This window comes from Actinocorallia sp. B10E7 (assembly GCF_039871655.1).
Lineage (GTDB): Bacteria > Actinomycetota > Actinomycetes > Streptosporangiales > Streptosporangiaceae > Actinocorallia.
Genome location: NZ_JBDPLZ010000001.1, coordinates 487,419 through 499,571, shown reverse-complemented (window position 1 = coordinate 499,571; position 12,153 = coordinate 487,419). Strand labels below are relative to the sequence as shown.

Below are 12,153 nucleotides of genomic sequence, written 5' to 3'. Positions count from 1 at the left end.
TTAGAGATGTAACTTTTGTCCTCCCTGGGAGGTGACGTGGACGAGCTGTTGCTCGCACGCCTTCAGTTCGGCGTGACGACGGTTTACCATTTCCTTTTCGTTCCGGTCACCATCGGCCTGTCTCTGCTGGTAGCGGTCCTGCAGACGGCCTGGTACCGCACCGGTAAGGAGCACTACAAGAAGGCCGCGAAGTTCTGGGGAAAGCTCTTCACCATCAACTTCGCCCTTGGCCTGGTCACGGGAATCGTGCAGGAATTCCAGTTCGGCATGAACTGGAGCGATTATTCCCGTTTCGTGGGTGACATCTTCGGCGCTCCGCTGGCGATCGAGGCGCTTCTCGCCTTCTTCCTGGAGTCGACCTTCCTCGGGCTGTGGATCTTCGGCTGGGACCGGATCCCCAAGAAGCTGCACCTGCTGAGCATCTGGCTGGTCGCGATCGGCACCATGCTGTCGGCCTACTTCATCCTGGCCGCCAACTCCTGGATGCAGAACCCGGTCGGCTACACCTACAACCCCGAGACCGGCCGCGCCGAGCTGGAGAGCTTCACCGCGGTCCTCACCAACGACGTCCTCAAGTGGACCTTCCCGCACACGATCTTCGGCTGCTGGGTCACCGGCGGGATCCTCATGATCGCGGTCGCGGCCTGGCACCTGGCCCGCAAGCGCAACAAGGACGTCATGGCCACCTCGCTGCGGCTCGGCCTGGTCACCACCCTCATCGGCACGGTCGGCTTCTTCGCCTCCGGCGACCTGCTGGGCAAGGTCATGACCGAGACCCAGCCGATGAAGATGGCGGCCGCCGAGGCCCTGTACGAGACCTCGGCCCCCGCCTCGTTCTCCCTGTTCACCATCGGCACCCTGGACGGCCGGGAACCGGTCTTCTCCCTCGAGGTGCCCTACGCGCTGTCCTTCCTGGGCACCGGCACCTTCGACGGGGAGGTCCAGGGCGTCAACGACCTCCAGGCCGAGTACGAGCAGAAGTACGGCCCCGGCGACTACCGGCCCTACATCCCGATCACCTACTGGGGCTTCCGGATCATGGTCGGCGCCGGCATGGCGATGGGCCTGATCGCGGTGCTCGGGCTCTGGCTGACCCGCAGGGGGCGGCTGCCCGACAAGCCGTGGATCTGGAAGCTCGCGATCTGGTCGGCGGTGCTGCCCTTCGTCGCCAACTCGGCCGGCTGGATCTTCACCGAGATGGGCCGCCAGCCCTGGCTGGTGTTCGGCCTGCTGAAGACCGAGTCCGGGGTGTCCCCCGAGGTCTCCGGCGGCACCGTGCTGACGTCGCTGCTGGTCTTCACCGCCCTCTACGGCGTCCTCGCGGTGGTCGAACTCGGCCTGATGCTCAAGTTCGCCAAGAAGGACCCCCCCGAGGAGCCGGAGCCCTCGGACGAGAAGTCCGCCGAAGAGCGCCAGCTCACCTTCGCTTACTAGGACGGATCCGATGCACCTCTACGACCTCTGGTTCATCGCCATCGCGGTCCTCTGGATCGGCTACTTCTTCCTGGAGGGCTTCGACTTCGGCGTCGGCATCCTCTCCCGCTTCCTGGCCCGGAACGAGACCGAGCGGCGAGTGACGATCAACACCATCGGGCCCGTGTGGGACGGCAACGAGGTGTGGCTGCTCACCGCCGGCGGCGCCACGTTCGCCGCGTTCCCCGAGTGGTACGCGACGCTGTTCAGCGGCTTCTACCTGCCGCTGCTGATCATCCTGCTGGCCCTGATCGTCCGGGCGGTGGCGTTCGACTACCGCGGCAAGGGCGAGACGGACCGCTGGCGGCGCAACTGGGACCACTGCATCTTCTGGGGCTCGCTCATCCCGGCGTTCCTGTGGGGCGTGGCCTTCGGCAACATCGTCCGGGGCGTGAAGCTGGACGAGGACCACCACTACGTGGGCACGTTCTTCGACCTGCTCAACCCGTACGCGCTGCTCGGCGGGCTGGTGACGCTGTCGCTGTTCACCTTCCACGGCGCGGTCTTCCTGGCGCTGAAGACCACCGGGGAGATCCGGACGCGCGCCAACCAGCTGTCGATCAAGCTCGGCGCGGTCGCGGCCGTCCTCGCGGTGGCCTTCCTGGTCTGGACCCAGGCCGAGCGGGGGACGGGCTGGACGCTCGCCACGTCCGTCCTGGCCGCGCTCTTCCTCGTCGGGGCGATCGCCGTGTCGTTCCGCGTCCGGGAGGGCTGGGCGTTCGTCCTGTCCGGTCTGACGATCATCGCGGCCGTCGCGACGCTCTTCCTCGGCCTGTACCCGGACGTCATGCCGTCCACGATCGCGCCGGAGAACAGCCTGACCGTGCAGAACGCGGCGGCCACGCCCAAGACCCTGGGCATCATGACCTGGGTGGCGGTGATCTTCCTGCCGCTGATCCTGCTCTACCAGAGCTGGACGTACTGGGTCTTCCGCAAGCGCATCGGCGTCGAGCACATCCCGGCGGCGGTGTGAGGCCGTTCGACCCGAGGCTGGCCAGGTACGCCCGTTCCACGGTGCCGTACCTGGCCACCTGCGTCCTGCTCGGCGCCCTCGGCGCGGCCTGCGTGATCGCCCAGTCCTGGCTGCTGGCCCACGCGATCGCCACGCTGACCGTGCCGCTGCTGCTCCTGGGCGTCTTCGCGCTGCGCGCGCTGCTCTCCTGGGCGCAGGAGATCGCCGCCCACCGCTCCTCCGCGGGCGTGAAGGCCGAACTGAGGGAGGCGGTCCTGAAGTCGGCGATCGACGGCGAGACGCCCCCGCGTTCGGGCTCCCTCGCAGCCCTCGTCACCCGCGGCGTGGACGCGCTGGACCCCTATTTCTCGCGTTACCTGCCGCAGCTCGTGCTGGCCGTGATCGTGCCCGTCTCGGTGCTGGTCGTGCTGTTCCTCGCCGACCCCGGCTCGGCGGCGATCGTCGCCGTGACACTGCCGCTGATCCCGATCTTCGGGGCGCTGATCGGCACGTACACCGAGGCCAGGACCAAGCGCCAGTGGCGCACGCTGGAGGCGCTGGCGGGGCACTTCGCCGACGTGGTCTCCGGACTGACGACGCTGAAGGTCTTCCGGCGCGCCGAGTTCCAGATCAAGGAGATCGAGAGGGTCTCGGGCGAGCACCGCAAGGCGACCATGAGGTCCCTGCGGATCGCCTTCATGTCCTCCCTGGCCCTGGAACTCGCCGCGACCCTCTCGGTGGCGATCGTGGCGGTGTCGGTCGGGCTGCGCCTGGTCCACGGGGGCATGGCCTTCGAGACCGCGCTGTTCGTCCTGATCCTCGCGCCCGAGGCCTACCTGCCGCTGCGCCTGGTCGGCACCCACTTCCACGCGGCCCAGGAGGGCCTGGCCGCGGCGGAGGAGATCTTCTCCTCCCTCGGCGGGGAGCGCCCGGGCCCGACCGCACCGGCTCCCCGCGGCACCGGGGCGCCGCGGGTGGACATCCGCTCACTGGTCGTCCGGGAGGGCCTGGCCCCGGCGACCCTCACCCTGGAGCCCGGCCAGACCACCGCGCTGGTCGGACCGTCCGGAGCGGGGAAGTCCAGCCTGGTCGCGGCCCTGCTGGGCTTCACCCGGCCGGCCTCGGGACGGATCGGCGTGGACGGCACGGACCTGGCCCCCGAGACCGACTGGGCGGCCTGGCGCGAGCAGATCGCCTGGATGCCGCAGAGCCCCTACCTCTTCCCCGGGACCGTCGCCGAGAACATCGCGATCGCCGTCCCCGGCGCCTCCGAGAAGGCGGTGCGCGCCGCGGCGGAGGCCACCGGCGTCCTCGGCTACACCACCCTGGACGCGCCGCTGGGGGAGGAGGGGCACGGACTGTCGGCCGGGCAGGCCCAGCGCATCGCCCTGGCCCGCGTCCACCTGCGCTGCGCGCTCCTGGACGTCCGACTGGTCCTGCTCGACGAGCCCACCGCCCATCTGGACCCGGCCACCGAACTGGACCTCAGAGAGGCCCTCGAACCCATGACCCGCGACCGCACCACCCTGCTGATCACCCACCGCCGCGCCCTGGCGGCGCACGCCGACACCATCGTGGAGTGCCGGCCAGGACCGAGCCTCGCCGCCGCGGGAGCCGGGCCATGAAGGGCATCGGGACGCGGCTGGCGCTCGGCGCCCTGCTCGGGGCGGCCACGCTGATCTGCGGGATCGGCCTGATGGCCACCTCCGGCTGGCTGATCTCCCGCGCCTCCCAGCAGCCGCCGGTGCTGTACCTGATGGTGGCGATCGTCTCGGTGCGGGCGTTCGGGATGGGCAGGGCGGTGCTGCGCTACGCCGAACGCCTCGTCTCCCACGACGCCGCGCTGCGGCTGCTGTCACGCACCCGCGTGCGGGTGTTCGAGAAGCTCATCGAACTGGCCCCCGGACGGCTGGGGGCCTCAGAGACCCTCGGCCTGGTCGTCTCCGGCGTCGACGGCACCGCCGACCGCTGGCTGCGCGCCCGGCTGCCCATGGCGAGCGCGGCCCTGGCCGGCCTGGCCGCCGTCGCGCTGCAGTCCTGGCTGCTGCCCCCGGCGGGACTGGTCCTGCTCGCCGGGCTGCTCGTGGGCGGGATCGCCGCACCCTGGCTGGCGGGACGGGCGGCGAAGCGGGCCGCCGTCCGCGAGGCGCGCGGCCGCGACGAGATGTCGGCGCTGACCGCCCAGACCCTGCGAGGGCTGCCCGAACTGCTGGCCTACGGGGCGGCGCCCGGCAGGCTCGACCAGATCAGGCGCGCCGACGAGGAGCTGAACCGGGCGGCGGGCCGCTCGGCCTGGTCCCTCGGCCTGGCCACGGCCCTGACCACCCTGGCCTGCTGCGCGTCCGTCTTCGGCTCGCTGGCCCTGGCGGTCCCCGCGGCCCGGGCGGGGGATCTCGACGTCCTGCTGGTGGCGGTCCTGGTGCTCACCCCGCTCGCCGCGTTCGAGGCGGTCACCGCGCTCTCGGCGGGGGCCCAGCAGCTGCTGCGCTCCCGCGCCGACGACGAGCTGCTGGACCGGGTCCTGCGGGCCGAACCGCCGGTCCGGGAGCCCGAGGCCCCCGGGGGCGAGCCCGAGGGCACCGCGATCACCGTCCACGGCCTGGACGTCCGCTGGCCCGACGCCGACGAGGACGCGCTGACGGGGTTCGACCTCGACCTCCCGCCGGGCCGCAAGGTCGCGCTCTTCGGGGCCAGCGGCTCGGGCAAGTCCACCCTCGCCGCAGCCCTCCTGCGGTTCGTGGAGTACCGGGGGAGCATCACCCTGGGCGGCGTGGAGCTGAGGGACCTGCCCGCCGACCGGGTCCGCGGGCTGATCGGCCTGTGCGCCCAGGACGCCCACGTCTTCGACACCACCGTCGCCGAGAACATCCGGCTGGCCCGCCCCGGCGCGTCCGACGAGGAGGTCGCCGGGGTCATGCGCCGCGCCGGCCTGGACGGGCTGCCGCCGGACCGGCGGGTGGGCGAGCACGGCGCGTCGGTCTCCGGCGGGGAGCGGCAGCGCATCGCGCTGGCCCGCGCCCTGCTGGCGGACTTCCCCGTCCTCATCCTGGACGAGCCGGACGCCCACCTGGACGTGGATACCGCCGACCGGGTCCTGACCGACCTGCTCACGGCGGCGGGGGACCGCACCGTCCTGCTGATCACCCACCGCCCCGGAATCCCGGGCGCGGACCCCGTCCTGGGCCACGTGGACGAGGTCCTCACCCTGGTCCAGGGGGACTCACCTGAAACCGTCGCCGCCGCTGCATAGGCTGGAGGCATGTGCGGGCGTTACGCGACGGCGCGATCGCGCCAGGAGCTCCTGGAGGAGTTCCACATCGAGGTGGACGAGACCTGGGGCCAGGACGGCCAGGACCTGCTGAGGGCCGACTACAACGCCGCCCCGACCAAGCAGCTCCCCGCCGTGCTGGAGCGGGCGGAGCCGACGGCGGAGGAGAGCACCCCCGTCCGCCGCCTGCGCATGCTGCGCTGGGGGCTGGTCCCGTCCTGGGCCAAGGACCCCTCGATCGGCAACCGGATGATCAACGCGCGGGTGGAGACCGCGGACGAGAAGCCCTCCTTCCGCCGCGCGTTCGCCAAGCGCCGCTGCCTCCTGCCCGCCGACGGCTACTACGAGTGGTACACGGGGGAGGACAAGAAGAAGCAGCCCTTCTTCATCACCCCCAAGGACCACGGCATCCTGCCGCTGGCGGGCCTGTACGAGCTGTGGAAGTCGCCCGAGGACGAGTGGGTGTGGACGTTCACCATCCTGACCACCCAGGCGGTGGACCAGGTGGGCCACATCCATGACCGCATGCCGATGACGGTCACCGATCCGGACGCCTGGCTGGACCCCGGCTTCAAGGATCCGAAGTCCGTGCTGGTCCCCGCGATGTCCGGGGAGCTGGAGGCCTTCCCCGTCTCCAAGGCGGTGGGGAACGTGAGGAACAACGGCCCCTCCCTGATAAAGCCCCTTTCCCACGGGAACGACGAGGGGGAAGCCCTGTTCTGAGCGAGCAGGCTCCCCGCGGCGGCCGCCGGCACGGCTTCACCGGTGGGCGCACGAGAGACCGGAGTCCTGCTCGTCGAGATCGGGACGTCCGGGGCCCGGACCCCGGACGTAGGAGTCGAAGGGGTGGCGCACCGGGGCGATCACCGGTGAGCGGGGCGGGCGCGGACGGAGCGAGGCGGGCGGTGGAGAGGAGGGGTAGGGCTTGGGCTTCAGGCCGGGGAAGTGCCGGGGGCACCAGGTGCGGAGACGGCCCGCGATCTCCTTGGCGGGGCGGCCCTTCAGCGCCCGCAGGGCGGGGACGGAGGAGGAGAGCGCCGCTTCCTCCGCGGCCCTGCTCTGAACGGCCGCCTCGGCACGGTGGCCCGTCTGGCGCAGGGCCGTCGCCTGGATGAGGGCGCTGCAGGCGGTCTGGGCGGCGCCGTCCGTTCCCGGGGGAAGGGGGGCGGCGGGGTCCGTGGGCTTTTCGGATGGTTCCCTGCCGGAACGTCCGGTGGGGTCGACGGGGGTCCTGGTGACCGTCACGGTGACCGTGACGGGAGGCGGGGCGGCCGGACGGGCGTCCGGGGGCTGCGGCCGGGAGGCGGTGAAGGACTTGAGCCAGGCGCCCAGGGCGAGCAGCAGGAAAACGGCGGCCAGAAGGAGACAGCCCAGGAGGAGCCTGCGGGTGAAGGTACGGGCGGGATCGCGGTAGGGCTGGTGCACGATTCGCTCCCTGGGCGCGTGGCCACCTCCGTGGCCACCTCGTTGAAGGCCAGGTCGTCAGCCGAGGTGATAGAAGAATGGCTACCCAGGGTCATGGAGGGTCACACGCCGGAGAGCTGGGGGGCGTGAGATTCTCCCGGGAGAAGAACGGTCACCAGCGGTAGGTGCGGCGTTCCAGGACGGTGCCGAGCGATTCCACCACGGCCGGGTCGTACTCCGAGACGGAGTCCAGCCGCAGCCGCTCCAGGACCGCGGCGGCGCGGTCCCGGTCGGTGGAGTCGCCGACCAGGTCGTCATAGGCGTTGGCCACCTTGATGATGCGGCCGGCCAGCGGGGGGGCGGGATCGGCCGAGTAGGGGTCGGACTGGCAGCGCACGATGTGGGCGACCCTGTCCAGCACCCCGGTCTGCTCGATGACGTTCGCGCCCAGCTCCGCGATCCGGCGCTGTTCGGTGGGGGAGGCGAACACGGTCGCCCCGCCGGGGATCGGGTCGGGCAGCGAGAGCTGCCCGATGTCGTGCATGAGCGCCGCGTACTCCAGCTCCAGCGACTGCTCCTCGGTCATGCCCAGCTCGCGGCTCATCGCCACGGCCAGCCTGCTGACCCTGCGCGAGTGCCCCGTCTCGACGTACCCGCCCACCTCGGTGACCCGCGACAGGGCGCGTACCGTCTGCAGGTAGGTGGTGCGCACCGCCGCGTAACGGCGGAAGGCGAACTGGGTGGTGAGGATCGGCGCGGTGAACAGCAGCAGCGCGGCCAGCCCCATGACCGACGTGGCGACCGCGATGAGCATGCCCGTCGCGGTCTTGGCCGCGCACAGCAGCACGCCCGCGCGGAACTCGTCGAGGAAGGCGATGCCGAACCGGACGCGGACGGCCTCCGCGCGGATCGCCGCGGCGACCACCATGTCGGAGCAGCCCGCCGCGCACGCGATGACCGTCATCAGGCCCAGCGCCGTCCACCATTCGCCGAGGGTGAGCCGCTCGTCGAACAGCAGCCCCGTCAGCGGGCGGAACAGGAACGCCACCGCCGCGGCCACGACCAGCCTGCGGGCCATCGCGTCGAGCTGGGGGGAGCGGCCGACCGCGATGTGCGGCAGGGTGCCGGCGAACATGCCGGCCGCCGTCACCGCCACCACCTGCAGCGCGGAGTAGGTGACGGGCTCGCCGCCGACGCTCAGCAGCATGCCGTAGCCGAGTGCTCCGGCGGTGCTGATCGGCGCGACCTCGCGCCCGCCCGGCATGTTCATCCGGAACAACTCGCCCAGCGCGATGAGCGCGCCGAAGATGACGGCGGGCTTGGGCTCGTCCACCGTTCCCGCCGCGGCCAGCGAGACCGCCGCCGCGACGGTCAGCGTCGCGGCCGCGCCGAGCAGCACCAGCTGGGCGGAGTCCAGATGCTGCCAGGCGGGTTTCTCACGTGCCACCTGAAGGCGGCTGCCGGTCACCATGGTTTCTCGCCCATCACCTTCAGCGGAGCGCTCGGATCGTCGTGGTCCTGCCGGGTGGTCTGGACGTGCTCGCCTTCGGGCACGACCACCGGCTTCGGCGGGTCCCAGGGCGTCTTCTCCAGCGCCCGCAGGAACGCCTCGACCATCTGCGGGTCGAAGTCGGTGCCGCTGCACTTGCACAGCTCGGCGACGCCCTCCTCGACGGAGCGCGCCGGACGGTAGGACCGGGTGGAGGTCATCGCGTCGAAGGCGTCGGCCACCCCGATGATGCGGGCGAACTCCGGGATCTCGTCCCCGGCCAGCCCCATCGGGTAGCCGCGCCCGTTGAGCTTCTCGTGGTGGTACATGATGCCTTTCAGCGCCTCGTCCAGGAAGCCGATCTCCTGGACGATCTCGAGCCCGCGCATCGGGTGGAGCTGGATCGCCGCGAACTCCGCCTCCGACAGCGGCCCGTCCTTCTGCAGCACCTTGGTGGGGACGCCGAGCTTGCCGACGTCGTGCAGCATCCCGGCGAACCGGATGGCCTCCAGCCGCGCCGGGCTCATGCCGATCTCCTCGGCGATCATCACCGCGCCGCGCGACACCCGTTCGCTGTGCCCCCGGGTGTAGTAGTCCTTGGTCTCCACCGCCTGGCACAGCGCGGCGAGCGTGGCCTCGTGGGCGCGCTGCTGGTCGCGGGTCTGGGCGAAGGCCCACCGCGCGACGAACAGCGGCAGCAGCACCAGCACCGGGGCGAACATCCCGATGGCCTGGTAGACCCCGGCGATGAGCAGCCCGAACGAGCCGTACCCCAGCAGCCCCGGGGTGAGCCGCCGGATCTCGTCGATGAGCGCGCGCACGGTGGCCTGCCTGCTCAGCAGCAGGATGCCGCCGACCATCATCAGGTTGCAGGCGACGTAGGCGACGAGCGCGCCGAGGAACGGCAGCAGCTCCAGGTCGACGGCGGGCCGCCAGTGGGCGTGCGGGCTGAGCAGCTCGTAGACGGTTCCGGCGATGTACCCGCACAACACGAACTGCGCGGCGTTGTAGACGCGCTTGATGAGGGCGACGCGCTGGAAGGCGGCGATGGCGCACGCGCCGACGAGGGCCGCGCCGTCGGGCCCGAGCAGGACCACGGACGCCAGCGACGCCGAGAAGCTGAGGGAGACCCTGGCCCGCTCCAGGTTGAGCAGGGCGGGGGCGGAGTCGCAGATGAGGAACAGCGCCGCCAGGACGACGAGGGTCGACCGGCGGACGTCGTCGTAGGAACCGGTGGACAGGACGAAGGCCGCGCTCGCGACCACCGTGCCGACATACCCCCAGGCGGCGGGGGGAAGACCGGGAAGTCCGCGCATGTCGCCGCCTCTCGGGACTCGCTCTGGGGCTCGGATGAACCGTGGCGCCTCCTGGCTGGAAGCGCCGCCGGCCGCTCAGACCCAGGAAACACCCATGGGTTCGGTCAGCAGCACCGTCACGGTCGCCGCCGCGTAGAGCGTGACGAACGTCAAGTACCTGAGCATGGTCGTTCTCCCCCCGAAGAAGATCCGGGGAATTCCCCCGGATCTGGTACCTTGCTCCCCGCCACTGGCCGGTTAGCCCCAAGACTAACCAACGTGACGTTGCTCCCACAGCGACACGAAAAAACGAGAGCAAAGCGTGAACTGATCGTCACGCAATGTTGAGCGATCTACCGGCCGCGCGCCCACGCGACCGTGGCGGCGAGCCCCTCCTCCAGCGGTGTGCGCGGCTTCCAGCCGAGCCCGGCCAGCGCGGGCGCCGGGTCGAGCGCCATCGCGGGCAGGTCGCCGAGCCGGAACGGCGCGGTGTCCGGTCGGTCCGGCGCGCCCGCGGCCTCGGCGACGAGGGTGTGCAGCCGGCGGTCGGAGGTCTGCACGCCGGTGCCGATGTTGAAGCGTTCGCCCGAGCCCGTCTCCAGCGCCCTGACGTAGGCGTCGACGACGTCGGCGACGTACACGTAGTCGCGGGTGTTGCTTCCGTCGCCGTACACGATGGTCGGGCGGCCCTCCAGCAGCGCGGCGGTGAAGATGGAGATGACGCCCGCCTCGCCCTCCGGGGTCTGGCGCGGGCCGTAGACGTTGGCCAGCGCCAGCGTCGTGTAGTCCAGCCCGTGCAGTTCGCGGTAGGCCTTCAGGTAGATCTCGCCGGTCGTCTTGGACGCGGCATAGGGGGACTTGGGGCGCAGTTCGGCGTCCGCGCCGACGGGCAGAGAATCGGGGACGCCGTAGACCGCGCAGCTGGAGGTGAAGACCGTCTTGCGGGATCCCGCGGCCCGGGCCGCCTCCAGCACGTTGACGGTGCCGACGACGTTGGTGCGGGCGTCCAGCAGCGGGTCGGACACGCTGACCCTGACGCTCACCTGGGCCGCCAGATGGCAGATGACCTCGGGGGAGCGGGACGCCGCGAGTCGGCTCAGGGCCGGGTCGGCCACGTCGAGATCGTGGAACTCGACCCGGTCGGTGAGGTTGTCCCTGCGCCCGGAGGCGAGATTGTCGACGGCGATGACTTCATGTCCGTCGGCCAGGAGCCGGTCCACGAGATGTGAGCCGATGAAGCCGGCCGCGCCGGTGACGAGGATGCGCACCCGCGCAAGCCTACTGCTCCGACTCCAGGGGTGGAGGCGAGGCCAGCAGTTGCTCGATGCGGCCCAGGACCTTGGCCTTCAGGTCGGTGGGCACCGGGTCGCAGCCGCAGGACTTGCCGACCAGCTTCTTCACCGACTCCTCGAGCCCGTACTCGCGCAGGCAGGGCCCGCACTCGTCCAGGTGCTGCTGGATCTCGGCGCAGCCCACGTCCTCGAGTTCGCCGTCGATGTAGGTGTAGACCCTGGCCAAGACCTCGGTACACGGGGTCTGGTGCTCGTTTCCACAGCTCATTGCGAACCCTCCCGAGTGAGGCCTCGTTCGACGGCGTAGTCCTCCAGCATGGAGCGCAGCTGCCGCCTGCCCCGGTGCAGCCGCGACATGACCGTGCCGATGGGGGTGTTCATGATGTCGGCTATCTCCTTGTAGGAGAAGCCCTCGACGTCGGCGAGGTAGACGGCGATGCGGAAGTCTTCGGGCAGCTCCTGCAGAGCCCTCTTGACGTCGGAGTCCGGCAGGTGCTCCAGCGCCTCGGCCTCGGCGGACTTCAGGCCGCTGGAGGTGTGCGACTCGGCACGGGCCAGCTGCCAGTCCTCGATGTTCTCGGTGCCGGTGTTCTTGGGTTCCCGCTGCTTCTTGCGGTAACTGTTGATAAAAGTGTTGGTAAGGATGCGGTAAAGCCACGCCTTGAGATTCGTCCCCTCCTTGAACTGGTGGAAGGAGGCGAAGGCCTTGGCGAAGGTCTCCTGGACGAGGTCCTCCGCGTCCGCGGGGTTGCGGGTCATCCGCAGCGCGGCCGGATAGAGCTGGTCCAGGAAGGGCAGCACATCTCGCTGGAAGCGCTCGCTGCGCTGGGCCATCGTCTCGGTGGAGCCCGGTACTGTACCCACCCCCTGAGAAGGAACCGGTGCACGCTGAGAAGGAACCGGTGCACGATCTTGCGGATACGACAATAGCCGTCCGCCCCGCCCTTCACCGTCACGGACCCCTGCGAGTACCGGCATTG

The 12,153-nt window shown here is 70.8% G+C and carries 11 protein-coding genes; 5 read left to right on the top strand and 6 right to left on the bottom strand.

Annotated elements, in window-relative coordinates:
• Positions 1–36: 36 nt before the first annotated feature.
• From ABGB12_RS02350 to ABGB12_RS02330, 5 genes are read left to right on the top strand one after another with little or no spacing between them, the layout of a single operon-like run.
• Complete coding sequence (locus ABGB12_RS02350) at positions 37–1,434, top strand: cytochrome ubiquinol oxidase subunit I (RefSeq protein ID WP_347674147.1); 1,398 nt, start codon at positions 37–39, stop codon at positions 1,432–1,434.
• A gap of 10 nt (positions 1,435–1,444) precedes the next feature.
• Positions 1,445–2,446 carry a cytochrome d ubiquinol oxidase subunit II gene (cydB, locus tag ABGB12_RS02345; RefSeq protein ID WP_347674144.1) on the top strand — a complete coding sequence of 334 codons (1,002 nt, stop codon included), beginning with the start codon at positions 1,445–1,447 and terminating at the stop codon, positions 2,444–2,446.
• The gene (gene cydD, locus ABGB12_RS02340; RefSeq protein WP_347674141.1) at positions 2,443–4,050 is read left to right on the top strand and encodes a thiol reductant ABC exporter subunit CydD; all 1,608 of its coding nucleotides are present in this window, start codon (positions 2,443–2,445) and stop codon (positions 4,048–4,050) included. Before cydB ends, cydD begins: the two co-directional genes overlap by 4 nt.
• Positions 4,047–5,675: a thiol reductant ABC exporter subunit CydC gene (gene cydC, locus ABGB12_RS02335; protein ID WP_347674139.1), complete on the top strand. Its 1,629-nt coding sequence runs from the start codon at positions 4,047–4,049 to the stop codon at positions 5,673–5,675. Before cydD ends, cydC begins: the two co-directional genes overlap by 4 nt.
• A gap of 9 nt (positions 5,676–5,684) precedes the next feature.
• Complete coding sequence (locus ABGB12_RS02330) at positions 5,685–6,416, top strand: SOS response-associated peptidase (protein WP_347674137.1); 732 nt, start codon at positions 5,685–5,687, stop codon at positions 6,414–6,416.
• 36 nt (positions 6,417–6,452) lie between these two features.
• On the opposite strand, the gene ABGB12_RS02325 is transcribed toward ABGB12_RS02330, so the two are convergent.
• From ABGB12_RS02325 to ABGB12_RS02300, 6 genes are all read right to left on the bottom strand, one after another.
• Positions 6,453–7,118 carry a hypothetical protein gene (locus tag ABGB12_RS02325; RefSeq protein WP_347674136.1) on the bottom strand — a complete coding sequence of 222 codons (666 nt, stop codon included), beginning with the start codon at positions 7,116–7,118 and terminating at the stop codon, positions 6,453–6,455.
• Positions 7,119–7,269: 151 nt separating this feature from the next.
• Entirely contained in the window at positions 7,270–8,544 is a 1,275-nt protein-coding gene (locus ABGB12_RS02320; protein WP_347674134.1) for an HD domain-containing phosphohydrolase, read from the bottom strand.
• A 17-nt stretch (positions 8,545–8,561) separates the two neighbouring features.
• Positions 8,562–9,902, bottom strand: a complete 1,341-nt coding sequence (locus ABGB12_RS02315) for an HD-GYP domain-containing protein (protein WP_347674132.1) — start codon at positions 9,900–9,902, stop codon at positions 8,562–8,564.
• A gap of 332 nt (positions 9,903–10,234) precedes the next feature.
• A complete protein-coding gene (locus ABGB12_RS02310; RefSeq protein WP_347674130.1) occupies positions 10,235–11,149 on the bottom strand; it encodes an NAD-dependent epimerase/dehydratase family protein in 915 nt (304 codons plus the stop codon).
• Between the two features lie 10 nt (positions 11,150–11,159).
• The gene (rsrA, locus tag ABGB12_RS02305) at positions 11,160–11,441 is read right to left on the bottom strand and encodes a mycothiol system anti-sigma-R factor (RefSeq protein WP_347674128.1); all 282 of its coding nucleotides are present in this window, start codon (positions 11,439–11,441) and stop codon (positions 11,160–11,162) included.
• Complete coding sequence (locus ABGB12_RS02300) at positions 11,438–12,007, bottom strand: sigma-70 family RNA polymerase sigma factor (protein ID WP_347675020.1); 570 nt, start codon at positions 12,005–12,007, stop codon at positions 11,438–11,440. Before ABGB12_RS02300 ends, rsrA begins: the two co-directional genes overlap by 4 nt.
• Between the last annotated feature and the right edge of the window lie 146 nt (positions 12,008–12,153).

Coding starts and splice junctions, on each gene's coding strand:
- cydB (WP_347674144.1), top strand. CDS start 1,445: ATGCACCTCTACGACCTCTGGTTCATCGCCATCGCGGTCCTCTGGATC.
- cydC (WP_347674139.1), top strand. CDS start 4,047: ATGAAGGGCATCGGGACGCGGCTGGCGCTCGGCGCCCTGCTCGGGGCG.
- ABGB12_RS02330 (WP_347674137.1), top strand. CDS start 5,685: ATGTGCGGGCGTTACGCGACGGCGCGATCGCGCCAGGAGCTCCTGGAG.
- ABGB12_RS02315 (WP_347674132.1), bottom strand. CDS start 9,902: ATGCGCGGACTTCCCGGTCTTCCCCCCGCCGCCTGGGGGTATGTCGGC.
- rsrA (WP_347674128.1), bottom strand. CDS start 11,441: ATGAGCTGTGGAAACGAGCACCAGACCCCGTGTACCGAGGTCTTGGCC.
- ABGB12_RS02300 (WP_347675020.1), bottom strand. CDS start 12,007: ATGGCCCAGCGCAGCGAGCGCTTCCAGCGAGATGTGCTGCCCTTCCTG.